Source organism: Bradyrhizobium sp. USDA3516 (assembly GCF_057651995.1).
The window spans coordinates 352,817-377,907 of the sequence record NZ_JBYGYN010000008.1; the positions used below are offsets into that span (position 1 = coordinate 352,817).

At 65.7% G+C, this 25,091-nt stretch carries 21 protein-coding genes; 14 read left to right on the forward strand and 7 right to left on the reverse strand.

Features of this window, described 5'->3' with window-relative positions; translation table 11 throughout:
• Positions 1-60 precede the first annotated feature (60 nt).
• Positions 61-1,350 carry an allantoate amidohydrolase gene (locus tag AC24YW_RS25440; RefSeq protein ID WP_487485348.1) on the reverse strand — a complete coding sequence of 430 codons (1,290 nt, stop codon included), beginning with the start codon at positions 1,348-1,350 and terminating at the stop codon, positions 61-63.
• A gap of 397 nt (positions 1,351-1,747) precedes the next feature.
• On the opposite strand from AC24YW_RS25440, the gene AC24YW_RS25445 reads away from it, so the two are divergent.
• The 10 genes from AC24YW_RS25445 to AC24YW_RS25490 all read left to right on the forward strand — a co-directional run bounded on the left by AC24YW_RS25445 (position 1,748) and on the right by AC24YW_RS25490 (position 12,458).
• On the forward strand, positions 1,748-2,860 hold the full coding sequence (locus AC24YW_RS25445; RefSeq protein ID WP_487485291.1) for a BMP family ABC transporter substrate-binding protein: 1,113 nt from the start codon (positions 1,748-1,750) through the stop codon (positions 2,858-2,860).
• A complete protein-coding gene (locus AC24YW_RS25450; RefSeq protein WP_487485292.1) occupies positions 2,857-3,969 on the forward strand; it encodes an ABC transporter permease in 1,113 nt (370 codons plus the stop codon). The genes AC24YW_RS25445 and AC24YW_RS25450 overlap by 4 nt, the downstream gene beginning before the upstream one ends.
• A gap of 1 nt (position 3,970) precedes the next feature.
• Positions 3,971-4,897 (forward strand): ABC transporter permease, encoded by a 927-nt coding sequence (locus AC24YW_RS25455; protein WP_487485293.1) that lies wholly within the window; start codon positions 3,971-3,973, stop codon positions 4,895-4,897.
• A 17-nt stretch (positions 4,898-4,914) separates the two neighbouring features.
• Entirely contained in the window at positions 4,915-5,598 is a 684-nt protein-coding gene (gene biuH / locus AC24YW_RS25460; protein WP_487485294.1) for a biuret amidohydrolase, read from the forward strand.
• Complete coding sequence (locus tag AC24YW_RS25465; protein WP_487485295.1) at positions 5,595-7,127, forward strand: ABC transporter ATP-binding protein; 1,533 nt, start codon at positions 5,595-5,597, stop codon at positions 7,125-7,127. The genes biuH and AC24YW_RS25465 overlap by 4 nt, the downstream gene beginning before the upstream one ends.
• Positions 7,128-7,138: 11 nt before the next feature.
• Positions 7,139-7,624 (forward strand): nucleoside deaminase, encoded by a 486-nt coding sequence (locus AC24YW_RS25470; RefSeq protein WP_487485296.1) that lies wholly within the window; start codon positions 7,139-7,141, stop codon positions 7,622-7,624.
• A 130-nt stretch (positions 7,625-7,754) separates the two neighbouring features.
• Positions 7,755-9,326, forward strand: a complete 1,572-nt coding sequence (locus AC24YW_RS25475) for an ABC transporter ATP-binding protein (protein WP_487485297.1) — start codon at positions 7,755-7,757, stop codon at positions 9,324-9,326.
• On the forward strand, positions 9,310-10,401 hold the full coding sequence (locus AC24YW_RS25480; protein ID WP_487485298.1) for an ABC transporter permease: 1,092 nt from the start codon (positions 9,310-9,312) through the stop codon (positions 10,399-10,401). The genes AC24YW_RS25475 and AC24YW_RS25480 overlap by 17 nt, the downstream gene beginning before the upstream one ends.
• Complete coding sequence (locus AC24YW_RS25485; RefSeq protein ID WP_487485299.1) at positions 10,388-11,305, forward strand: ABC transporter permease; 918 nt, start codon at positions 10,388-10,390, stop codon at positions 11,303-11,305. Before AC24YW_RS25480 ends, AC24YW_RS25485 begins: the two co-directional genes overlap by 14 nt.
• A 76-nt stretch (positions 11,306-11,381) precedes the next feature.
• The gene (locus AC24YW_RS25490; RefSeq protein WP_487485300.1) at positions 11,382-12,458 is read left to right on the forward strand and encodes a BMP family ABC transporter substrate-binding protein; all 1,077 of its coding nucleotides are present in this window, start codon (positions 11,382-11,384) and stop codon (positions 12,456-12,458) included.
• Between the two features lie 108 nt (positions 12,459-12,566).
• Here the strand turns inward: AC24YW_RS25490 and AC24YW_RS25495 are convergent, their stop codons facing one another.
• Positions 12,567-13,916 (reverse strand): 8-oxoguanine deaminase, encoded by a 1,350-nt coding sequence (locus AC24YW_RS25495; protein WP_487485301.1) that lies wholly within the window; start codon positions 13,914-13,916, stop codon positions 12,567-12,569.
• 146 nt (positions 13,917-14,062) lie between these two features.
• Between AC24YW_RS25495 and AC24YW_RS25500 the strand changes: the two genes are divergently transcribed.
• Genes AC24YW_RS25500 through AC24YW_RS25510 form a run of 3 tightly spaced genes read left to right on the forward strand, consistent with a single transcriptional unit; the run spans position 14,063 to position 19,032 of the window.
• A complete protein-coding gene (locus AC24YW_RS25500; protein WP_487485302.1) occupies positions 14,063-14,890 on the forward strand; it encodes an FAD binding domain-containing protein in 828 nt (275 codons plus the stop codon).
• Entirely contained in the window at positions 14,887-17,610 is a 2,724-nt protein-coding gene (locus AC24YW_RS25505; RefSeq protein ID WP_487485303.1) for a molybdopterin-dependent oxidoreductase, read from the forward strand. The genes AC24YW_RS25500 and AC24YW_RS25505 overlap by 4 nt, the downstream gene beginning before the upstream one ends.
• A 24-nt stretch (positions 17,611-17,634) precedes the next feature.
• Positions 17,635-19,032 (forward strand): nucleobase:cation symporter-2 family protein, encoded by a 1,398-nt coding sequence (locus AC24YW_RS25510; RefSeq protein WP_487485304.1) that lies wholly within the window; start codon positions 17,635-17,637, stop codon positions 19,030-19,032.
• On the opposite strand, the gene uraD is transcribed toward AC24YW_RS25510, so the two are convergent.
• The 4 genes from uraD to AC24YW_RS25530 form a co-directional block, all read right to left on the reverse strand.
• Positions 19,029-19,916: a 2-oxo-4-hydroxy-4-carboxy-5-ureidoimidazoline decarboxylase gene (uraD, locus tag AC24YW_RS25515; protein ID WP_487485349.1), complete on the reverse strand. Its 888-nt coding sequence runs from the start codon at positions 19,914-19,916 to the stop codon at positions 19,029-19,031. The genes AC24YW_RS25510 and uraD overlap by 4 nt on opposite strands.
• A gap of 4 nt (positions 19,917-19,920) precedes the next feature.
• Positions 19,921-20,856, reverse strand: coding sequence for an allantoinase PuuE (gene puuE, locus AC24YW_RS25520; RefSeq protein WP_487485305.1), 936 nt, complete (start codon positions 20,854-20,856; stop codon positions 19,921-19,923).
• A complete protein-coding gene (locus AC24YW_RS25525; RefSeq protein WP_036045261.1) occupies positions 20,857-21,270 on the reverse strand; it encodes a DUF3830 family protein in 414 nt (137 codons plus the stop codon). It abuts the gene before it with no gap.
• A gap of 1,047 nt (positions 21,271-22,317) precedes the next feature.
• The gene (locus tag AC24YW_RS25530; protein WP_487485306.1) at positions 22,318-22,752 is read right to left on the reverse strand and encodes a hypothetical protein; all 435 of its coding nucleotides are present in this window, start codon (positions 22,750-22,752) and stop codon (positions 22,318-22,320) included.
• 290 nt (positions 22,753-23,042) lie between these two features.
• Here AC24YW_RS25530 and AC24YW_RS25535 point away from each other — a divergent pair, with 290 nt between their 5' ends.
• Complete coding sequence (locus AC24YW_RS25535) at positions 23,043-23,294, forward strand: DUF2798 domain-containing protein (RefSeq protein ID WP_487485307.1); 252 nt, start codon at positions 23,043-23,045, stop codon at positions 23,292-23,294.
• Between the two features lie 7 nt (positions 23,295-23,301).
• Here the strand turns inward: AC24YW_RS25535 and AC24YW_RS25540 are convergent, their stop codons facing one another.
• Entirely contained in the window at positions 23,302-25,089 is a 1,788-nt protein-coding gene (locus AC24YW_RS25540) for a chloride channel protein (RefSeq protein ID WP_487485308.1), read from the reverse strand.
• Positions 25,090-25,091 lie beyond the last annotated feature (2 nt).

Sequence of the window (25,091 nt, forward strand, 5' to 3'; positions counted from 1 at the left end):
TGATTGTCTCGCGGCCCTCGCGATGACGGCCACCATCTTAAACATGACTGATTCGTATCTCTACCCGGTGACTTGCGCGTTCGTGACGCTCGCCTGAGCCGTACACGGCCTGAAATTCTCGATCACCCTGAGCAGCACGCGCGCGCCGGCGTCGGCATCGGCAAGCTCGACATGCTCGTCCGGGTGATGGCTGATGCCGCCGCGGCAGCGGACGAAGATCATGCCGACATCGGCGATGTCGATCATGGCCATGCCGTCATGACCTGCCCCGCTCGGCAGCTCGAACACGGAGAAGCCTTCGGCGGCGATCGCCTGCGCGATCTGCTGCTTGAGCCAGGGCGCGCAGGGCGCGGTGCGGTTCTCGTGGGTAACATCGAGCTGGAGTGCCAATTGCCTCCGCTTTGCGATCGCCTCGATCTGGCGGACGACATCGGCCACCGCGCGCTTGCGGTGCAGGTCGGTCGGCGCGCGCATGTCGATGGTGAAGGATACCTCACCCGGAATGACGTTGGTTGCGCCGGGCCTCGCCTGGATGTAGCCGACGGTGCCGACGAGGCCGCCCTCGTCGGTGCGGCAAAATTGCTCGATCGCGCCGATGCATTCGGCCGCGCCGGCGAGCGCGTCACGGCGCAGCGCCATCGGTACGGTGCCGGCGTGACCGGCCATGCCGGAGAGCCGGGCCGCAAGGCGCGTGGCCCCGGCAATGGCGGTGACGACGCCCACGGGCAGGTTCTGCGCTTCCAGCACCGGCCCCTGCTCGATGTGCAATTCGAGATAGGCGAGCAGCTCGCGCCGCGCGCGCGCGGCCGCGCCAATATGGTCGGGATCGAGGCCGAACTGCACGAGCGCCTCGCGCATCGACACGCCGTTGCTATCGCACGCACTCAGCACGCTCTCATCGAAGGTGCCGGCTACCGCACGGCTGCCGAGCAAGGTCGAGGCGAACCGCACCCCCTCCTCGTCGGCAAAACCGATCACCTCGATCGCAAACGGCAGGCGCTTGCCGCGGCGGTTGAGATCGGCGACGCAAGAGATCGCGGTGATCACACCCAGCGGTCCATCCCATTTGCCGGCATCGCGCACGGTGTCGTAATGCGAGCCGAGCATCAGGCAGGGCATGCCCGGCCGCTCGCCTTCGTACCGGCCGCAGACATTTCCGATCGCATCGAGATGCGCGCTCATGCCGGCATCGCGCATCCACCCCATGATGAGGTCCGCGGCCTTGCGCAGCTCCTTGCTGAGGAAAATGCGGGTGAGTTTTTCGGGCTCTTCCGAGATGGCGCCGAGCTCGTTGATCCGGCGAACGATCTGATTGCCGAGCGATGCATCGTGAACGGTACCAGCGCCCATCTCGGCGAGCTTTCCATCTTCTGCGGACACAGCAGTCCTGACGACAATCGATACAAGTTCGGTGCCAGCGGACATCCTCCGGCGCCGTCCCAGTCAGCGCGTGGTTAGCATGAATGCGCCTTGCCGGCCGACCGTCCGACGCGGCTCATGCACATGCGCGAGCATGTTCCGGCTGCTCAACTCCTCTGCATACAATACTTTCATATTGCCCATAAATTAGCCTGCCGCTTTCCTCGCCAAATTCAGAATGCACATTATTCTATATTTACTTCAAATACTTACAAAGAACTGCACGCTTCATAGTCTCTGGCACGAAGATTGCGACATCTGATCCCGGCTCCGCCAAGCCGGCGCAGCCGTGAGATCAAGGCGGGGCATCCGCCAAGGGGAGCGAGCAATGGATTCTGGCAGGATTTCACGACGTCATTTATTGCAGGGCGGCGCGGCCCTCACCTTCGGCGCGGCAGCGGGCCTGCGCCCGGCCTTCGCGGCCGAGACCACCATCGGCTTCATCTATGTCGGCTCGCGCGACGACTACGGCTACAACCAGGCGCACGCGCAGGGCGCCGCGGCGCTGAAGAAGATTCCCGGCCTCAAGGTGGTCGAGGAGGAGAAGGTGCCGGAGACCGACGCGGTCGAGAAGACGATCGAGTCCATGATCAATCTCGACGGCGCCACCCTGCTCTTCCCGACCTCGTTCGGGTACTACAATCCGCACATGATCAAGATGGCCAACAAGTACCCGAAGCTGCGCTTCGAGCACTGCGGCGGCCTCTGGAGCGAGAAGGACCCCAAGAACGCCGGCAGCTATTTCGGCTATATCGACGAGGCTCAGTACATCTCCGGCATCGTCGCCGGCCTGACGTCGAAGAGCAGCAAGCTCGGCTTTGTCGCGGCCAAGCCGATCCCTCAAGTGCTGCGCAACATCAACGCCTTCACGCTTGGCGCCAAGTCCGTCAATCCAAAGGCCACCACGCAGGTGATCTTCACCGGCGACTGGTCGATGCCGGTCAAGGAGGCCGAAGCCACCAACAGCCTGATCGATCAGGGCGTGGACGTGCTCACCTGCCACGTCGACGGGCCCAAGACCATGGTCGAGAACGCGGCGCGGCGCGGCGCCTTCGTCTGCGGCTATCACACCAACCAGTCGGCGTTGGCACCCAAGGCCTATCTCACCGGCGCGGAGTGGAACTGGGAGGCGCTCTATCCGAAGTTCGTCAAGATGATCGCCTCCGGCGAAGGCATCCCGAATTTCTACCGCGGCGGCCTGAAGGAAGAGATCGTCAAGACCTCGCCCTATGGCGAAGCGGTCTCTGCCGAAGCACGCAAGGCGGCCGACGAGGCCAAGGCAAAGTTCCTGTCGGCAGAAGGCTTCGCCATCTTCAAGGGCGGGCTGGTCGACAACAAGGGCAAGACCGTGATCCCTGCCGGTACCGATCGCGGCCAGAAGGATCCCGAACTGGAGAAGATGGACTACCTCGTCGAGGGCGTGCTCGGAGCCACTTCGTGACGACGGAAGCGGCGGATTCCACGGACGCGGTCGGGACAGTCGCCCCGGCCGCCGATCCCGGTTTCCTCCAGCGTCACGGCGGCACGATCGAATATGTCCTGATCCCGGCCGCGGCGCTGGTCGGCGCGCTCGCGGTGTTCGGCATCTTCGTCGCGATGTTCGGCAAGAACCCGCTCGATCTCTATTTCTACATGTATTACGGCGCGTTCGGCACCTGGTTCTCCTGGCAGAACACGCTGACGCGCGCAGCGCCCCTGATCCTCACCGCACTCTGTACCGCGCTGCCGGCGCAGCTCGGCATGGTCATCATCGGCGGCGAAGGCGCGTTGCTGATCGGCGCATTGTCGGCAACCAGCGCCGCGCTCGCGCTTCAGGGCATGCCGCCGCTCGTCGTCCAGGTCGCCATGGTCTGCGCCGGCGTGATCGGCGGCGGGTTGTGGATCATGCTCTCAGGCGGCTTGCGGCAGTATCGCGGCGTCAACGAGACCATCTCGAGCCTGCTGCTCGTCTACATCGCGCTCGCGATCCTCAACCATCTCGTCGAGGGGCTGATGCGCGATCCCGCCAGCCTTAACAAGCCGTCCACCCGCGAGATCGGCGCCGCCAACATGATCGGCTCCATTCCCGGCACCGATGTGCATTGGGGCCTCGTGTTCGGCCTGATCGCCGCGATCGCCTCTTACATCCTGATCTATCACACCGTGTTCGGCTTCGCCGCACGGGTGGCCGGCGGCAACATCCGCGCTGCGAAGATCGTCGGCCTTGGCGTCGACAAGCTGATCCTGACCGTCTGCTTCCTTGCCGGCGGCGCGGCTGGCCTCGCCGGCATGGTCGAGGTCGCCGCGGTGCAAGGACGCACCAACGCCAACCTCGCCGCCGGCTACGGCTTCACCGGCATTCTCGTCGCCTTTCTGGCGCGACAAAATCCGCTCGCCATCATCCCCGTCGCGATCCTGCTCGGCGGCATCAGCGCCAGCGGCGGCCTGCTGCAACGCCGCCTGGGGCTACCCGATGCGTCCGTGCTGGTGCTGCAGGGCATCATCTTCGTCTTCGTGCTCGCCAGCGATGCGCTCTACGGCCGCATCGGATTCCTGAAGGGAAAATCCTGAGATGGCAGACGGATCGATCGGCCTCTGGACCGTCCCGCTCGCCGTCCTCGGCGGCGCCATTCGCGTCTCCACTCCATTCCTGTTCGTGAGCCTGGGCGAATGCATCACCGAGCGCGCCGGCCGCATCAATCTCGGCCTCGAAGGCACGCTGGTGATGGGCGCGATGAGCGCCTATGGCATCTCCTATCTCACCGGCTCTCCGTGGCTCGGCGTGCTTGCCGCCGGCATCACCGGCGCGCTGCTGGGTGCGCTGCATGCCGGCATCTGCTCGCTGCCGCGCGTCAATGACGTTGCCGTCGGCATTGCCTTGATGCTGTTCGGCACCGGCCTTGCGTTCTATCTCGGCAAGCCGCTGATCGAGCCGACAGCGCCGCGGCTGCCCGCCATCGACTTCGGCTGGTGGAGCGACATCCCGCAAGTCCAGGCAGCGCTGCGCATCAACTTGCTGTTCCTGATCGGCGTGGCGCTGGCGCCAATCCTCTATTGGTCCTTCCGCACCACCCGCTGGGGCTTGCTCGTCCGCACCGCCGGCGAGAGCGCGGATGCCGCACGCGCGATGGGTCATTCCGTGCTGCTGATCCGCCTGCGCGCCACCATGGCCGGTGGTTTCCTCGCGGGCATCGGCGGCTCGTTTCTGTCCCTGTTCTACCCCGGAAGCTGGAACGAGGGCCTTTCTTCGGGCCAGGGCATCACCGCCGTGGCGCTCGTGATCTTCGCGCGCTGGGATCCCCTGCTCTGCCTGTGGGCCTCGCTCGCCTTCGGCGGCGCGGCGGCGCTGGGTCCGGCGCTGCAATCGGTCGGCGTCACCTCCGGCTATCACCTCTTCAACGCCGCGCCCTACATCCTGACGCTGGCGATCATGATCATCACCTGCTCGCCGAAGCGGACGCTGACCGGCGCGCCCGCCGAACTCTCGATCACACGGTAACACGCACGAGGTCGTCCATGCCCGAGCGCTACATCAAGTCCGAGCCCTATGCCTGGCCTTACAATGGCGATCTCCGCCCCGAGAACACCGCGCTGATCATCATCGACATGCAGACCGATTTCTGCGGCGTCGGCGGCTATGTCGACAAGATGGGCTATGATCTCTCGCTGACACGGGCGCCGATCGAGCCAATCAAGCGGCTGCTCGCAGCGATGCGAAGCCAAGGCTTTCATATCATCCATACCCGCGAGGGCCACCGCCCAGACCTCTCCGACCTGCCCGCCAACAAGCGCTGGCGCTCCCGCCAGATCGGCGCCGGCATCGGCGATCCCGGTCCCTGCGGCCGCATCCTGGTGCGCGGAGAGGCCGGCTGGGACATCATTCCCGAATTGGCGCCGCTGCCGGGCGAGCCGATCATCGACAAGCCCGGCAAGGGCTCGTTCTGCGCCACCGATCTGGAGCTGATCCTGCGCGTGCGCGGCATCGAGAACATCGTGCTGACCGGGATCACGACCGACGTCTGCGTCCACACCACGATGCGCGAGGCCAACGACCGCGGCTTCGAATGCGTCCTGCTGCAGGATTGCTGCGGCGCGACCGACAAGAGCAACCACGACCATGCGCTGAAGATGATCAAGATGCAGGGCGGCGTGTTCGGCGCAGTCTCGACCTCGGACGCCTTCATCGGAGCGATTTCGTGATCATCGGCGAAACACCACCGCCCTCGGGCGCCTTCGGCGTCGATGCCCTCGCCATGACCATGCGCTTCGGCGATTTCCTGGCGCTGGACAAGGTCGAGCTGAAGGTGCGGCCGGGCTCGTTCCACGCCCTGCTTGGCGAGAATGGCGCCGGCAAATCCACCCTCGTCAAATGCATCATGGGCTATTACCACGCGACCGAAGGCGACATCCTCGTCGGCGGCCGCGAGCAGGCGATCGCCAACCCGAAGGATGCCCACGCGCTCGGCCTCGGCATGGTCTACCAGCATTTTACGTTGGTGCCGGCCATGACGGTTGCCGAAAACCTCGTGCTGGCGCGCGACGATGTGCCGGCCGTGGTGAACTGGCCGAAGGAGATGAAGGAACTCGAGGCGTTCTTGGGCCGCATGCCTTTCAGGGTGCCGCTCGGCGCGAAAGTTTCGGACATCTCTGCCGGCGAACGGCAGAAGTGCGAGATCCTCAAGCAGCTCTACCTGAAACGTCGCTTTCTGATCCTGGACGAGCCGACCTCGGTGCTGACCCCGGCGGAAGCCGACGAAGTGCTCGGCATGCTCCGCGAGATGGTCGTCAGGGGCGAACTGACCATCCTGATGATCACGCACAAGTTCCGCGAGGTCATGGCATTTGCCGATGACGTCACCATCCTGCGCCGCGGCAAGCTCGCGGGTGCCGGCAAGGTTTCCGAGCTGACGCCGGACGCGATGGCCCGCACCATGATCGGCGCCGAGGAGCTGACGGTGCAGCCGCCGCGCACCGGCAAAGCCGGCCAGGCCAGGCTCGAGCTGCAAAAGCTCCGCGCCCTGGACGATGCTGGCGCGGTCGCCGTGCACGATGTCTCGCTCACCGTTCGCGCTGGCGAGATCGTCGGCATCGCCGGTGTCTCCGGCAACGGCCAGCGCCAGCTGGTCGAGGTGCTGGCCGGCCAGCGCGAAGCCGAAAGCGGCGAGATCCGTGTCGCCGGCGGTCCCTACCGCGCCAGCCGTGACGAGATGCGGCGCCACAAGATGTCTCTCTTGCCCGAGGAGCCATTGAAGAATGCCTGCGTCGGCGGCATGAGCGTCGCCGACAACATCGCCTTCCGTGAATTCGACCGCGCGCCCTTCGCCCGTGGCGGCTGGTGGCTCAACCCTCGCGCCTTTCGCGACGACGCCATGACGAAGATCTCGCGGTACAAGATCAAGACCCGAACGCCGGACACGCCGATCTCGGCATTGTCGGGCGGCAACGTGCAGCGGGCCGTGCTGGCCCGCGAGCTCGGCGACGACGTCGAAGTGCTGATCGCCGCCAACCCCTGTTTCGGCCTCGATTTCGCGGCGGTGGCGCAGATCCACGCCGAGATCATGGCCGCGCGCAACCGCGGCGCAGCCGTCCTGCTCGTCAGCGAGGATCTCGACGAACTGCTCGAACTGTCCGATAGGCTCGTGGTGATGTTCCACGGCGAATTCGTGTATGAAGCGCGGACCAGCGAAGCCGATCTCACGGTGGTCGGCCGCCACATGGCAGGGCACTGAACGGAGGATAGATGGACGACGCATCGGGGCGCGACGAGCACTTCCTGCGCCTCTCCTTCGCGGTTGCCCGCCGTTCCCTCACCCATGGCAACCACCCCTTCGGCTGCGTCGTCGTCGATGCCAACGGCAAGGTGCTGATCGAGACCGAGAACGGCTACATGCCGGATCACGACGGCACCGCGCATGCTGAGCGTCTCGCAGCCACCCAGGCCTGCCGTACACTCGGTCGCGATGTGCTGGCGAAAGCCACGCTGTATTCCTCAGCCGAACCCTGCGCGATGTGTGCGGGCGCGATTTACTGGGCCGGCATCGGCCGCGTCGTCTATGGCCTCAGCGAGCACCGCCTGCGCGGCATCACCGGCAACCATCCGGACAATGCAACCCTCAACCTGCCATGCCGCGAGGTCTTTGCCTGTGGCCAGCGGCCGACGGAGGTGGTGGGCCCGCTGCTGGAGGACGATGCCGAAGCGCTGCATGAAGGCGTGTGGATCAAATAGCGAGGCTGCCCTCTTCCTGTTCGGTACTTGCTGCCGCGGGATTGAGCAGGAAATGCGGCTTTTCGCATCTTACGCCGCGGTCCAAACTGGCCCAATATTGAGGCACCTGACCCATGCAACGCAGCAGCGAATGTTAGATCCGACGCCCAACGGCCAGCAGTCCGACGAGGTCCCGCTCCTGAGGACCGTCGCCCTCACCAAGTGTTATGGCGATTTCCTCGCCAACGATCGCATCGATATCGAGATCCGGCCGAGGCAAATCCACGCCCTATTGGGCGAGAACGGCGCCGGCAAGTCGACGCTGGTCAAGGCGATCTATGGACTGATCCAGCCCAGCGCCGGCGAGATTCACTGGCGGGGCGAGCGGATCGTGCTGTCCGGTCCTTCCGAAGCGCGGAGCCGCGGCATCGGCATGGTGTTCCAGCACTTCTCGCTGTTCGACAATCTCACGGTTGCCGAGAACGTCGCGCTCGGCCTCGACGGCAAGGAATCCTTCAAGGACATGTCGGCCCGGCTGGAACAGGTGTCGAAGACATACGGTCTGCCGCTCGATCCCAGGCGCGAGGTGTGGCAACTCTCCGTCGGCGAGCGTCAGCGCATCGAGATCGTCCGCGCCCTCATGCAGGATCCGAAGTTCCTGATCCTGGACGAGCCCACCGCGGTGCTGACGCCGCAGGAGGCCGACCAGCTCTTCATCGTACTGGAGCGTCTCAAGTCCGAAGGCCGCGCCATCCTCTATATCAGCCACAAGCTGGAGGAGGTGAAGCGGCTCTGTGACACCGCGACGATCCTGCGCGGCGGCCGGAAGGTCGCCACCTGCAACCCCCGACTCGAAACCGCCGCCTCGCTTGCGCGGATGATGGTCGGTGGCGAGATCAAGGAGGTGAAGGCTGCATCCGGCCGCAAGACCACGGTGCCGCGGCTCGTCGTCAACGATCTCTCGCTCGCCCCCGCCGAGCCGCACGGCGTGCGGCTGGAGCACATCTCATTCGAGCTGAAGGGCGGCGAGATCCTCGGCATTGCCGGCGTCGCCGGGAACGGCCAGGACGAATTGTTCGCAGCGCTGTCCGGCGAGCGCCTCGCGAAGGACCCCGGGACGGTGGTGATCGAGGGCATCGCCGCCGGCCACCTTTCGATCACACAGCGGCGCAAGCTGGGCGCGGCTTTCGTGCCCGAGGAGCGGCTCGGCCACGGCACCGCGCCGCGGATGAGACTGTCGGAGAACGCGCTGCTCACCGGTCATGCCGCGAGCGGCATGGTCCATCGCGGCTTCATCGATACGGCGGCCACGCTGAGAACGGTCGACCGCGCGACCGAAACCTTCGACGTCCGCAAGGCCAAGCGCGATCCCGAGGCCGCGAGCCTGTCCGGCGGCAACCTGCAGAAGTTCATCGTGGGACGCGAGATCCTGCGCAACCCCGCGGTGCTGGTGTTGAGCCAGCCGACCTGGGGCGTCGACGCCGGCGCCGCCGCCGTCATCCGTCAGGCCCTGCTTGATCTCGCCACAGCAGGCGCCGCGGTGCTCGTGACCAGCCAGGATCTCGTCGAGCTCGCCGAGATCGCCGACCGCATCGCCGTGATGTACCACGGCAAGCTGTCGGCTCCGCTCTCGGCACGCGAAGCAAGCCGCGAGAAGCTGGGCCTTCTGATGGGCGGCAGCAGCCTGGAGCCGAAGGAGATCGCACATGCAGCTGGTGCTTGAGAAGCGCGCCGAGCGCTCCGGCACGATCGCGCTGGTCTCGCCCCTGATCGCGATTGGCCTCACCATCGTGACCATGGTCATCCTGTTCGCGATCCTCGGCAAGAATCCGCTGCTAGCCCTGCACGCCTATTTCATTGCGCCCCTCACCGACGGCTATTCGCTCCAGGAGATCGCGGTGAAGGCGACGCCGCTGGTGATGATCGCGATTGGCCTGTCGCTGTGCTATCTCGCCAACGCCTGGAACATCGGGGCCGAAGGGCAATTCCTGATCGGCGCAGTTGCGGGAAGCTGGATCGCGGTGAAGACGCAAGGCACTGATGCCGGCGCCTGGGTGCTGCCGGCTATGCTCGTCCTCGCCGCCGCCGCGGGCGCGCTCTATGCGCTGATCCCGGCGATCTGCAAGGTGAAGTTCGGCGCCAGCGAGATCCTCACCAGCCTGATGCTGGTTTATGTCGCCGACCTCTTCCTCGATTATCTCGTGCGCGGCCCCTGGCGCGATCCGCACGGCTTCAATTTCCCGACCACCGCCGAGTTCGATCCGGTCGCGACCGTGCCGTTGCTGATCGAAGGCGGCAGGCTGCATATCGGCTCGATCATCGCCCTGCTCGTCGTCGCGGCAGCCGCGATCCTGCTCGGGCGCACCATCAAGGGTTTCGAGATCCGCGTGGTCGGCGCCGCGCCGCGTGCAGCTCGGTTCGGCGGCTTCAACGCCAACCAGCTGATCATCCTGACCTTCGCCGTCTCCGGGGCGCTGGCCGGGCTTGCCGGCATCATCGAGGTGGCGGGTCCGGTCGGGCATCTCCAGCCCGGCATCTCGCCAGGCTACGGCTTTACCGCGATCATCGTCGCTTTCCTCGGCCGGCTGAACCCGCTTGGAATACTAGTTGCAGGCCTCTTCCTCGCGTTGACCTTTATCGGCGGCGAGCAGGCGCAGATCGCGATGAAGATTCCCTTGGACGTCACCAAGGTCTTTCAGGGCATTCTGCTGTTCTACGTGCTCGCCTGCGACTCCCTCATTCTGTACCGCTTCAAGCTGGTGTTCCCGAACCGAAAGGTGGCCCGTGGAGCTGGTTGAGGCCATCATCCTGGCGGTGCTTGCTGCGTCGACGCCGCTGTTGATTGCGGCGACCGGCGAGCTCGTGGCCGAGCGTTCCGGCGTGCTCAACCTCGGGGTCGAGGGCATGATGATCGTCGGCGCGGCCTGTGGCTTTGCCGGGGCCTGGCTGACCGGATCGATCTTTACCGGGGCGCTGTTCGGCATCGCCGCCGGCACGCTGATGTCGCTGGTCTTCGCGCTGATGGCGCTCGGGCTCGCCGTCAACCAGGTCGCAACCGGCCTCGCGCTGACCATCCTCGGCGTCGGGCTCTCGGGCCTGATCGGCGCCCGCTTCGTCGGCGAGCGCATCACGCCGGCCGTGCACCTCGCCATTCCCGGTCTTACTGATGTCCCCCTGATCGGCCGCGTGCTGTTCGGCGAGAATGGCTTCGTCTATTTCTCGATCGCGCTGATCGTCGCGGTGTGGTGGTTCCTGTACCGCACCCGGGCGGGATTGATCCTGCGCGCCTGCGGCGACAATCACGTTTCCGCGCATGCGCTCGGCTATCCCGTCCTGCGCATCCGCACCTTCGCCGTGATGTTCGGCGGCGCCTGCGCGGGTCTTGCGGGCGCCTATCTGCCGCTCGCCTATACGCCGTTCTTCATTCCGGGCATGACCGCCGGCCGTGGTTGGATCGCGCTGGCGCTGGTGGTGTTCTCGTCCTGGCGGCCGGGCCGGCTCGTCGTCGGCGCCTATCTGTTCGGCGCGGTGACGATCCTACAACTGCACGCGCAGGGATGGGGCGTCGGCATTCCCTCGCAATTCATGTCGGCGCTGCCTTATCTCGCGACCGTCATCGTGCTGGTCCTTATCTCCCGCGCGCGCACCGGCGGCTCGACCGCGCCGGCCGCGCTCGGCACGGTGTTCGTGCCCGACCGCTAGATTTCGTTTCCGCCGTGTGCACGATGGGGCGCGCATGCTGCGGATCGTGGCTTGCCCCGAAGTTTGGAGATCGATGATGAGGAAATCACTTCTTGCATTGGCTGCCGGGCTCTTGCTCGCCGGGAGCGTCAGTGCGGCCTCCGCCGCCGACAAGCTGAAAGTCGGCTTCGTCTATCTCGGTCCGATCGGAGACCTCGGCTGGACCTATCAGCACGACCTCGGTCGCCAGGCGCTGGTGAAGGAACTGGGCGACAAGATCGAGACCACTTATCTCGAGAACGTGCCCGAAGGCCCGGACTCCGAGCGAGCGATCGAGCAGCTCGTCCGCGCCGGCAACAAGCTGATCTTCACCACATCGTTCGGCTACATGGATCCGACGCTGAAAGTCGCCAAGAAATATCCGAACGTGCATTTCGAGCACGCCACCGGCTACAAGCGCAACCCGAACATGTCGACCTATTCGGCGAAATGGTATCAGGGCCGCTACATTCAAGGCCTGATCGCGGCCAAGATGTCGAAGTCGGGCGTGCTCGGCTATATCGGCTCGTTCCCGATTCCGGAGGTCGTCTCCGGCATCAATGCGACGATCCTGGCGGCGCAGACCATCAACCCGAACATCAAGGTCAAGATCATCTGGGCAAACACCTGGTTCGACCCCGGCAAGGAAGCCGACGCGGCCAAGGCGCTGATCGACCAGGGCGCCGACGTCATCATGCAGCACACGGATTCGCCGGCGGCGATGCAAATCGCCAGCGAACGCGGCAAGCTGGCCTTCGGCCAGGATTCCGAAATGATCCAGTTCGGGCCAAAGGCCCAGCTGACCTCGATCATCAACAATTGGGGGCCCTATTATATCGAGCGCGTCAAGGCCGAGCTCGCCGGCACCTGGAAGTCCGAGGACACCTGGGGTGGCCTCGACAGCCGCATGTTCACGATGGCGCCCTACACCAACATGCCCGGCGATGTGAAAAAAATGGCCGAGGATGCCCAGGCCGCGATCACCGCGGGCAAGCTGCATCCGTTCAAATGCCCGATCGTTGGGCAGGACGGCAAGCCGGTCGAGTGCAAGGGCGGCGCTCACCTCGATGACGGTCAGATTCTCGGTATGAATTTCTACGTCAAAGGCATCGACGACAAGCTGCCGGGCAAGTAGCACGCTTCTTGCATTGACTAAATCACCTGCTCCTCCCGGAGGAGGTTCGGAGGGGGTGGCCAGAAGCACCCGGCACTTGTGGCTGCCCCCTCTTTCTATTTCGCCCGACTATCCGGCCTGCATGGCCCGCGCCGCGGAACTGTGGCGGCGGATGAGGTCTGCCACATCGAGACCCGGGATCGCACCGTCGATCACCGCCCATTTTCCAGCCACCATCACCCGGTCGGCGCGATGCGCCCCGCAGAGCACGAGCGCAGCCAGCGGATCGCCGTGACCGGAGAAACGCAGCTCGTCGAGCCTGAACAGCGCGAGATCGGCGGCCTTGCCGACGGCAATGTCGCCGAGTTCCGGCCGGCCGACACACGCCGCCGAGCCCTTGGTGGCCCAGCGCAGCGCATCCTTGTGGCTGACCTTGGTGACGCCGTACCGCGCACGCTGCAGCAGGAACGCGGCCCGGACCTCCTGCATCAGGTTGGATCCGTCGTTGGAGGCCGAGCCATCGACACCAATGCCGATCCCGACGCCTGCTTCCTCCATGTCGCACACCGGGCAACAGCCCGACGCGAGCAGCTGGTTGCTGCACGCACAATGGCTAATCGTCGTGCCGGCCTTGCCGAGCCGCCTCATCTCGTCCGGATTGAAGAAGATTCCATGGGCGAGCCAGGTGCGGGCATTGAGCCAGCCGCATTGCTCGAGATAGTCGAGCGGACGGCAGCCATACATCTGCTGGCAGAATCTGTTCTCGTCCTCGGTCTCGGCGAGATGGGTGTGCAGGCGCAAATCGAGCTTGTCGGCGAGATCGGCCGTGGCGCTCATCAGCGACGTCGTCACCGAGAACGGCGAGCATGGCGCCAGCGCAATCTGCACCATCGCATCCGCGCCGCGCTGGTGATGCCTGGCGACCACGCGGGCGCTGTCGGCGAGAATGGTGTCCTCGTCCTGCACGACGCTGTCTGGCGGCAGGCCGCCGTCGCGCTGCGACAGGTTCATCGAGCCGCGCGTCAGCAGCACGCGCATGCCGAGGCGCTTCGCCACCGCCACCTCGATATCGATGGCGTCTTCGAGTCCGGCCGGGAAGACATAGTGATGATCCGTCGTGGTGGTGCAGCCGGAGAGCAACAGCTCGGACATCGCCACGGTGACGCCGAGCTCGAGCGCTTCCGGCGTCAGCCTCGCCCACACTGGATAGAGCGCCTGGAGCCAGGGAAACAGCTCGCGGTCCATCGCGGCCGGTAGCGCCCGCGTCAGAGTCTGGTAGAAATGATGATGGGTATTGATCAGGCCCGGCAGCACGACGTGTTCGCCCGCATCGAACACTGCAACATCCCTACTTGCAGGCACACCGCCCGCCGGCACGAGCTCGACAATCCGGCCGCCCTTCACGACAATGCCGCGCTCGGCCCCGTCGGCGAGGATGGCCAGGGGATCCCTGATCCAGGTCGAACTTGCCTCAGTCATGATCCTGCTTCTCCTCACCTACGCTGACGGCGGACCTGCGAGGCCGAGGACGATTGCGTCCTTGCTTCGACTTGTTGTTGCCACTTGGCTCCCGTCTTGCAACACTTCGCTCGGACCATTCAACCGTCGGAAGCGTTGGCGCAGCCATGGACTTGAATACCATCACAGCTGTCGCCCATCCGCAAACGCGCGCACAGCTGCCCGTTTGGACGGCAGGTGATGCTTGGCTCGCGGGCGGCACCTGGCTGTTCTCGGAGCCGCAAACGCATCTGACGCGACTGATCGATCTCACCGATCTGAAATGGCCGGCACTGAGGATCACCGCGAGCCACCTCTCGATCGGCGCCACTTGCACCATCGCAGAGCTCGATGGACTCGCCTGCCCCTCCGATTGGCTCGCAGCGCCGCTGATCAACCAGTGCTGCCGGGCCTTCCTTGCCTCGTTCAAGATCTGGAAGACCGCGACCGTCGGCGGCAATCTCTGCATGTCGCTGCCGGCGGGACCGATGATCTCGCTGACGTCGGCGCTCGACGGCGTCTGCACCATCTGGAAGGCCGGCGGCGGTGAACAGAGGCTTCCGGTCACCGAATTCGTCACCGGCAACCAGCGCAATCGCCTGATGCCAGGCGACCTGCTTCGGCAGATCGACATCCCGCTTCCCGCACTGAAGCGCCGCACGGCCTTCCGCCAGATCTCGCTGGCGCCGGTTGGCCGCTCGGCGGCGCTGCTGATCGGCAGTCTCGAAGCCAACGATACGCTGACACTCACGGTCACCGCGTCGACGGTGCGGCCGATCCAGCTGCGCTTCCGCAAAGCCCCGGACGCAAGCGCGCTGCGCGCCGCGCTCATGCAGGAGATTACCGACGACCTGTACCACACCGATATCCATGGCTCGCCATTCTGGCGCAAGCACATGACGCTGCGCCTGGCCGAGGAGATTCGCGGCGAGCTCTCGGGAGCGACAGCCGCATGAGCCTGGAGGTCAATGGCAAGGCGTTCTCCCAGGAGCCGCGCGCCGGCCAGTGCCTGCGCACGTTCCTGCGCGAGCTCGGCCATTTCGGCGTGAAGAAGGGCTGTGATGCCGGCGACTGCGGCGCCTGCACCGTGCTGCTGGACGGCGAGCCGGTGCACAGCTGCCTGATCCCCGCGTTCCGGACCGAGGGACGCAGCGTGACCACGATCGAAGGCCTTGGCGGCGATCACGGCACGCATCCGATGCAGCAGGCCTTCCTCGATGCGCAGGGCTTTCAATGCGGCTTCTGCACCGCCGGCATGATCCTGACCTGCGCCTCGCTGAACCAGGCGCAGCGCACCGATCTCGGCACGGCGCTGAAGGGCAATATCTGCCGCTGCACTGGCTATCGATCGATCGAGGACGCGATCCTCGGCAAGTCCAATGTCGAGGCGAACGTCGAGGCCGGCGCCGCCTTCGGCCGCAGCCTGCCGGCCCCTGCAGGCCCGGACGTGGTCCGCGGCACGGCACGCTACACCTTCGACACCGCCATCGACGGCCTGCTGCACATCAAGCTGCTGCGCTCGCCGCATGCGCATGCCAGGATCGTCGCGATCGACAAGTCGGACGCGATGAGCATCCCCGGTGTGCACGCCGTGCTGACGCACGAGGATGCGCCGTCCGTCCTGATGTCGACGGCGCGGCACGAGAAGGACTGGATGGACCCCGAGGATACCCGCGTCCTGGATGACGTCGTCCGCTTCATCGGCCAGAAGGTTGCCGCCGTCGTCGCCGAGACCGAGGCCGCCGCGGAGGCAGCGTGCCGCGCGCTGAGAGTCAATTACGAGATCCTGCCGGCGCTGATCGATCCAGAGCTGGCGATGGCCCCGGGTGCGCCGCTCATCCATCCCGACCGCACCAGCGCGAACCGCGTTGCCGATGCCCAGCGCAACCTGGTCGCGGAGACGCATGGCGAATTCGGCGATGTCGCATCGGCCCTCGCCACGTCTGCCGCCACCTATGAGGCCACCTTTCACAGTCACCGCGTGCAGCACGCCGCGCTCGAGACCCATGGCGGCCTTGCCTGGCTCGATGATTCCGGCGTGCTCAACGTCCGCACCTCGACGCAGGTGCCGTTCCTGACCCGGCGTGCGCTGTCGGACATCTTCCAGCTCCCCGTGGACAAGGTCCGCGTGTTCTGCGAGCGCGTCGGCGGCGGGTTCGGCGGCAAGCAGGAGATGTTCGTCGAGGACATCCTGGCGCTTGCCGCGCTCAGGACCGGGCGGCCGGTGAAGCTGGAGCTGACACGCGAGGAGCAGTTCGTCGCGACCTCGACGCGGCATCCGATGCGGATCCATGTCAAAGCCGGAGCCGACGGCGACGGCAAGCTCACCGCGCTCCAGCTCGACGTGCTCTCCAACACCGGCGCCTACGGCAATCATGCCGGCCCCGTGATGTTCCACGCGCTGGCGGAGTCCATCGCCGTCTACAATTGCCCGAACAAGCGGGTCGACGGCCACGCCGTCTACACCAACACCGTGCCGGCGGGCGCGTTTCGCGGCTATGGCCTGCCGCAGGCGCTGATCGCGGTGGAGGCGGCGATCGACGAACTGGCGGGGCAGCTCGGCCTCAGCCCCTACGAGATGCGCCGGCGCAATATCGTGAGGCCTGGCGATCCCATGCTGTCGCCGCCGCCGTCCGAATATCACGACGTGCTCTACGGCTCCTACGGGCTCGACCAGTGCCTCGATCTGGTCGAGCGCGCGATGCAGGCCGACACGCCGCAGCCGGAGCTGTCGCCGGATTGGCTGATCGGCGACGGCATCGCGCTGACCATGATCGACACCGTGCCGCCGGCCGGCCACTTCGCGGACGCGACGATCGCGCTCAACGACGACGGCGGCTTCGACCTCACCGTCGGCACGGCCGAGTTCGGCAACGGCACTAGCACCGTGCATCGCCAGATCGCGGCGACCACGCTGGCGACGACCGTCGCGAGAATCCATCTGCGCCAGTCCGACACCGCCCATGGCGGCCACGACACCGGCGCGTATGGCAGCGCCGGCACCTTCGTCGCGGGCAAGGCGACGCATGCGGCAGCCATGCAGCTTGCGAACGAGCTGAAGGCGGCAGCCGCCGCGGCCTGGCTGTGCGATGTGGAGACTTGCGCGCTCGATGCGGACTCCGTCGTCAGCGGCGTCCGCCGCATGCCTTTCACGGAGCTGGCGAAGCTCGCCCGCGAGCGCGGCCGGCCGTTCGCAGGCAGCGGCACGTCCGGCGGCACGCCCCGATCGGTCGGCTTCAACGTGCAGGGCTTTCGCGTCGCGGTGAACAAGGCGACCGGCGAGCTCCGGATTCTCAGGAGCGTGCACGCCGCGGACGCCGGCGTCGTCGCCAATCCCATGCAGTGCCGCGGTCAGGTCGAAGGCGGCGTGGCACAGGCGCTCGGCGCTGCGCTCTACGAGGAGATGGTGATCGACGCGAGCGGGCGCGTCACCAATCCGAAATTCCGCGACTACCACCTGCCCTCTTTCGCCGACGTGCCGCGCACGGAGGTGTTCTTCGCCGAGACGTCCGACACGATCGGCCCGCTCGGCGCGAAGTCGATGAGCGAGAGCCCGTACAATCCGGTCGCCGCCGCGCTCGGCAACGCGATCGCGGATGCCACCGGCATTCGCTTCTCCGCGCCGCCCTTCAAGCCGGACCGGCTGTTTCCGGCGCTCCATGACAAATTTGGCTAGATGCATGTTTCGGGGAATACATCCATGAGCAACGACGTCCATCCCGTCGACGAGGTCCTGCCGGTCCCGCGCCTGCTCGCGCTCGGGCTCCAGCACGTGCTGGTGATGTATGCCGGCGCGGTCGCGGTCCCTCTCATCGTCGGCCGCGCGCTGAAGCTGCCGCCGGAGGACGTCGCCTTCCTGATCAGCGCCGACCTGTTCGCCTGCGGACTTGTGACGCTGGTCCAGTGCCTCGGCTTCCCCGGCGTCGGCATCCGCCTGCCCGTGATGATGGGCGTGACCTTTGCTTCGGTCGGCCCGATGCTGTCGATGGCGGCTTCTCCGGACATCGGCCTGCTCGGCATCTACGGCTCCGTGATCGCCGCTGGCCTGTTCGGCATCGTCGTTGCGCCGTTCGTCAGCCGGCTGCTGCCGCTGTTTCCTCCCGTCGTCACCGGTACCATCATTCTCATCATCGGCATCTCCCTGATGCGCGTCGGCATCAATTGGGCCGGCGGCGGCCTGCCGACATTGACGAAGGTGGTCGACGGCGTTCCCGGCAGCTTTCCCAATCCGGCCTATGCGCAATTGCAGGGGCTCGGCATCTCGCTGTTCGTGCTGCTCGTCATCCTCGCCCTGATCAAATGGGGCAGCGGCTTTCTCGCCAACGTCGCCGTGCTGCTCGGCATCATCGCCGGCGCGGTGCTCGCGAGCATTCTGGGCGTGATGCATTTCGACAAGGTCGCCGCCGCCTCCTGGGGCGCACTCGTGATTCCCTTCCGCTTCGGCATGCCGCAATTCCACCTCGTGCCTGTCATCACCATGTGCATCGTCATGATCGTGGTGATGATCGAATCGCTCGGCATGTTCCTGGCGCTCGGCGAGATCACCGGCAAGACCGTCGACCGCGAAGCCCTGAGCCGGGGCTTGCGCGCCGACGGCCTCGGCACGCTGCTCGGCGGCATCTTCAACACGTTTCCCTATACCTCGTTTTCGCAGAATGTTGGCCTCGTCTCGGTCACGGCCGTGCGCTCGCGCTGGGTGACGGTGACGGGGGGCTGCATCCTGCTCGTGCTCGGGCTGTTGCCGAAGCTCGCTGCGCTGGTGGAGGCGGTGCCGCTGGTCGTGCTCGGCGGCGCCGGCCTCGTGATGTTCGGCATGGTGGCGGCCACCGGCGCACGCATCCTGGCCGCGGTCGATTTCCGCAACAACCGCTACAATCTCTTCATTGTCGCGATCTCAATCGGCTTTGGACTGATCCCGCTCGTCGCTCCCGGTTTTTTCCGCAATCTGCCGCACAATCTGCACCCGCTGCTGGAGTCCGGCATTCTGCTCTGCGCGGTCGTGTCGGTGCTGCTCAATGCCTTCTTCAACGGATTGAGCGGCGGCGCGAGCGCGGAAGCTGACGCAGCGTCAGCCGCCGCATCGGCCCAGCATGTTTAGCTGCCGCGATAGGTCGAGTAGCTCCAGGGCGTGACCAGCAGCGGCACGTGGTAATGGCTTTCCGGCTCGCTGATCGCAAAGCGCAGCGGGATCTCGTCGAGGAACGGCGGGTCGGACAGCGGCACGTTGCGCGCGGCGTAATATTTGGCAACGCTGAAGCGGAGCTCGTAGCGGCCGATCGGCAGCGGACGGCCGCCGATCAGCGGCTGGTCGGTGCGGCCGTCGGCATTGGTCACCGTGCGCGCGATGACGCGGCTCTCGCCGAGGCTCGCGAGCTCCACAAGCTCGATCGGGATGCCAGGTGCGGGCTTGCCGATCTGGTTGTCCAGCACATGGGTGGAGAGCCGGCCGTGCACCTTCAGCCTGTCGTCGGCTGCGACGAGCTGGTCGAGCCGCAGCGCGGAGATGCGGCCGATCTCCTCGATCGCACGCCTTATCTCGGTCTTGGCGATGTTGAGCAGCCGCGCCTCGAAGTCGCGCAGCACGGAATCCCTGGTGTGACGGCGCACGCAGACGATGTAGGGGAAGCCGAACTTGTCGCGGTAGGCATTGTTGGCCCGCTCGAACGCAGCGTATTCGGCATCCGACAGCCGGTCGAGGCCGGCGCTGTTCTGCTCGTCGGTCGATTCCGTCGTGAGGCCGGCGGCGCGCTGCGTCTTGTTGGCGAGATCGGGATGCGCCCGGATCAGCGCCAGCTGCACGTCGGGCTCGGCGCTCTGGATCGCCGCCATCAGGGCGGCGTGCAGCTCATTGATGCCGGCGAACGGCCGCTTTGCCGCGAGTTGCTCGGCGATCCAGGGCGAATATTCGACGACGTTGGCGAGCGCCGCGATGAAGTCGGCCGCGCTTGCAGCGTTGAGATCGGCGAGCGAGACTTTCGACATCATCTCACCCGATCTCGAATGCGTCGGCGGCAAGATGGGTGTGCTTCTGGTGCCAGTGCTGCGCGATCTGCAGCCGCGTCGGCACCCAGACGCGCTCGTGCTTGCCGATATAGTCGAGGAAGCGGATCAAGCCTGCTGCGCGGCCAGGCCGGCCGGCGAGGCGGCAATGCAGACCGACCGACATCATCTTCGGCGCGTTCTCACCCTCCGCGTAGAGCACGTCGAAGGCGTCCTTCAAGTAGGTGTAAAACTGCTCGCCTTCGGCAAACCCTTGCGGGTTGATGAAGCGCATGTCGTTGGCATCGAGCGTATAGGGAATGATGAGCTGCTTGCCGCCCGTGCCCTTGACCCAATAGGGCAGATCGTCGGCATAGGAGTCGCAGAGATAGAGGAAGCCGCCTTCCTCCATCAGCAGACGATTGGTGTTGATCGAGGAGCGCCCGGTGTACCAGCCGAGCGGCCGCGAGCCCGTCGCCTCGGTATGCACGCGGATCGACTCGGCGATCTCGGCGCGCTCCTGCGCCTCGGTCATGTCCTTGTGCTCGATCCATTTCAGGCTGTGGCTGGCGATATCCCAGCCCGCCTCCTTCATGGCCGCGACAATCTCGGGATTGCGCTTGAGCGCGGTGGCGACGCCGAACACCGTGGTCGGCCAGTTGCGCTCGTTGAACATCCGCCACAGCCGCCAGAAGCCGGCGCGCGAGCCATATTCGAACATGGATTCGATGTTGGCGTGGCGCTGGCCCGGCCAGGGCTGCGCGCCGAGCACATCGGACAGGAAGGCTTCCGAGGCGCGGTCGCCGTGCAGGATGTTGTTCTCGCCGCCTTCCTCGAAATTGACGACGAACTGCACCGCGACCCGCGCGTCACCCGGCCATTGCGGATGCGGCGGGTTGCGGCCGTAGCCACGGAGATCGCGCGGGTAGCGGGGCTCGGTCACTCAGACTTCCTCGAAGCGGATCGGCAGCGCGCCCTTCCACAGCACGCTTTTGCCCAGCGTCGCCAGATTCTCCAGGCCCGAGGTCAGCGTGATGAAATGGTTGCCGGCGAGCTGGCCCATCTTGCTCGCGAAATGCACGCCGCCATAGGCCAGCAGGATCTCGGTCTCGCTGATGCCGCCGGGATAGAGGATGATCTGGCCGGGCGCGGGATAGCTGGTGTGGTTCTCGTAGCCGACGCCAAAGTCGAGGTCGCCGAGCGGCATCCACACGCCCTCGCCGCTCCAGCGCACATGGATGATGTGGCTTTCGAACGGTAGCGCCTTGCGGAAGGCGGCGACGGTCTTGGGCGCCGCTTGCTCCTCGAAACGGGCATCGAAGGTGAAATCGCCGGCGCGGATAACGAGTTTGCTCATCTCATCTCTCTGGATCGGGGGCGATGCGCGCCCCACGGGGAACTTTCAGCAAAAAGCACTCCGTCGGGCTTCGCGCAAGGGGCGCGGGATGCCCTCGCATGGCCTGGTGCATGCCACCTAGCCTGCCCGATCGCCTGAAAGCTCGTTGCCATTGAACCGGATCGCGGCGGGCAAGTCCATACGGGGGCGGCGCTCGTCGTCCGAGTTGTCATTCCCCGCGACCCGGCTACGCCAAGGCTTCGCCGGGGTTGAGGTCCAGGGGCGCCGAAGCTTTAGCGTAGGCGGCAGGCGGGGAATCCAGTACGCCGCGGCCTCTCGATTCAATCATTGGCGTTCCGGAGTACTGGATCGCCCGCCTTCGCGGGGAATGACACCGAAGGTGTGGACGCAGACGTGCGTATTCAGCCCCGCGGCGCATTTCGCCCGAGCTTTGCCTGGTCTCGTCGCCCTCGTAGCCAAGAGGGCGCAGGGAAGGCCGGGTGCCGGCGGCACCCGCGGTCCGCTGCGCGAAATGCACACGCAGGAAGAACCGCACAGCAGCATACAGGTGAAGCCCAACACACGGCCTTCCCCGCGCGATGGTCGGACGGCTTATGCCGCGCTCTCCCGGGAGCCGAGTTCCCTCTGGCCTCCCTCGCGCTCACGGAATTCACCAGCACCGCGCCGGTTGACGCCAATGCCGCATCCGCGAGCGCTTGACCGTAGCAACGACGGCCAGGACCACACGGTTTTGCCGTACGCACGGCCCGCCATTTCGCCCGCAGTATTCCCTGGCCCCGTCGACAGCGCCGGAAACTTGCAAGACGAGACGAGACCTAGCAGCGCCGTTCGTCCGCGCGCGGCCGCAGGCTCACCGGGGACTACCCTCCCTGCCCGCTACCATCGCGCCCGACGCTGCCGCGTCCACCGCAAGCCCGGCTCGCGATCAAGACGACCTCATGATCGCCCCTCGAGATTGAGCCGGGATGAGCGACACATACGATATTTCCGAATTTCGGTAAAGCAGAATATTTTCGCGCGAGCAGGTTGACAGCCGGGCGAAACACCTCAGTACGGTGCGTAACGATAGCCCGGATCGTAATAGAAAGGACTGCCGCCGCCGTAATAGCCCTGACCGCCGTAGTAACCAGGACCGCCGTAGTAGCGCGGGCCATAGCCATAATAATAGCGGTTTTCATAATATTCGCGGCGCCGGCTCTCTGCGATCGCACCTCCGATCAGGCCTGCGGCCACGCCCATGAAGGCGAGACCCGCGGCATTCGGCCCGCGTCGATGATAATACCGACGCCGGTGCGCGCTGAAATCGGTGGCGTCGGAGGCAGCCTGGCCGGCAACAGCCGCCTTGTCAGCCGACTTGGCGGCCGGTGTCCCCGCCGACGCCGCGGCGGACGGGGATGCGGAAGCCGCAACCAGGGCGAAGCTTGCGAGCAAGACCACGATCGTGTTGCGGCCGGCTGCGGAAATCACGGGTCCAATACTCATGTTCGAATTCCCTCTGTTCTCGCCCAAAGAAACATAAGCAAACGATCCACAATCCGCAAATCACTGAAACGGTTTCATGATCGCGGCGATCTGCCACGCTTTGAACGATTGTAAACCGAACGATCAGATCCAGCTTGAACCAGCCAACCTGAGCGGTTAATGAACGGCCGCGCCGTTTTCGGTCGCCGTAAGCGTTTCACGTGAACCAACGCATCAACCGACGCCGTCGGGATCGATGCCATTTTCCAGGGTTCAACGTGATCGACGCGTCCTTTTCCTAGAGAAACCAGATGATTGTGGTTCGCAAACTGCCGGCGCGCTATGCGCCGATCGTGACGCCATTCGTGCTGTCCATCCTCATGACGGCGGTGGTGTCGGTCATTTCGACGCTGCGGAGCCTGGGGGCAACGCCGGCGTTCCTGGCGACCTGGCCGGGCGCCTGGGGACTGTCCTGGCTCGTCGCCTTCCCGACGCTGCTCGTGGTGCTGCCGCTGGTCCGCCGGATCGTGGCCTGGCTCGTCGCAGCGCCACCCGCCAGGTAGCCGCGCGTTACGACAGCGCCCCCAGCACGCCTCTCGTCGCCTTGTCGATCTCCTCGACATAGCGGCGGCGGGCGAAGCTCTCGGTGAGGAAGCCGACCACCTTGCGGCTGTCGGTGGAATCGACCACCGCCAGCATCTCCGCCTCGGCCTCGTCGAACACCGCCATCGCCGACTTCACGTTCATTTCCGGGATCAGCACGATGTCGATCAGGCGAGCGAGCTCGATCACCTGGATGTCGTCGGCGATGGTGTCGAGATCGCTGGAGAACAAATCGGGCAGCAGGACGAGGCCGATATATTCGTCCGCATTGTTGACGATGACGATTCCCGGCCGCGAGCCGAGCGCGAACTCGCGGCGCGCGGCCGCGATTGTCGTGGTCGAGGGCACCTTGCCGACGTCCGAGCGCATCAGGCGTTCGACCGTGAGGTTGCGCAGCCAGCCGACGTCGTTGGCGCTGCGGATGGTCTCGCCGCGCAGATGCAGGCGCCAGGTCGAGAAGGAATGGCCGAACATGAAGCGGACGCAGATCGAGGTCACGATGCAGCCGGCCAGCACCACGGCGGTGACGTCGACGTTGCGCGTCATCTCCAGCACGAGGAACGACATCGTGAGCGGGCCACCGACGATGGCGACGCCGAGCGTCGCCATGCCGGTCAACATCGCCACCAGCGGATCGATCGCGAAGTTCGGGCTGATGAGCAGCAGCACCGCGGCAAAGAACTTTCCGATCAGGCTGCCGACGAACAGCGAGGCGAAGAACAGGCCGCCGCGGAAGCCCGAGGCGAGCGAGATCAAACAGGCCGTCACCTTCAAGGCGATGATCAGCGCGATCAGGCCGATCGTCATGTCGTGGAAGAGATCGAGCACCATGGCGCCATGACCGGCCGCGAGAACCTGCGGCGTGATGATGGCGAACCCGCCGACGATGAGGCCGCCGATCACGGGACGGAGCCAGACCGGCATCCAGGCGAACAGGCGTTCGAACATCGGCGAGGAGCGCATCACGGCGATGCCGACGCCGCTGGTGATAAGGGCGAGCCCGATCAGTGCCAGATATTGCTCGACGCCGACGGCGCTGACCTTGGGTATCTCCAGCGAGTATGGCGCGCCGCCCAGCCACTGCGCGGTCAAGGCGCCAGCGAGGGAGGCGGCGAGGATCGGCGCGGCGCTGGCCACGGCATAGACGCCGACGATCAGCTCGCACGCATAGAAGGCGCCGGTGATCGGCGCACCGAACGCCGCCGCGATCGCGGCAGCAGCGCCGCAGCCGACCATCAGGCGCAGATCGTTGCGGCGGAGATTGAAGAACTTGCCGAGCTGCGAGGCGATGCCCGAGCCGATCTGGGTGTAGCCGGCCTCGAGGCCGACCGAGGCGCCGCAGCCGTTCGAGATCAGGGTCTGGCTCGACACCACCACGCTGTCGCGCATCGACAGATTGCCGCCGCGCAGCGCGTTGGCCTCGATGGGGTCGACCGCGTTCGAGATCTTCATGCGCCGCCGCGACCATTCCATGATGCCGAGCGACAGCCCACCGAGTGCAGGGGCGATCAATGCCGCCCACGGACTGACGCTCGCGTGAGCCGACAGGTGGACATCAACGGGAATGCCGTAGATCACCACATGTGCGATCTGGGCGATGTGGGCCATCAGCGTGACGACCGCGCCAGCGAGCGTGCCGATCACGAGCGCGAGCGGGATCAGGTAGAACTCGTTGCTGCGCAACAGCGCGCGCAGCCGAACCATGGTGCGGTTCGTCTTCTTGCGATCGACGAGATGTCTGATCCGCACCAACACCG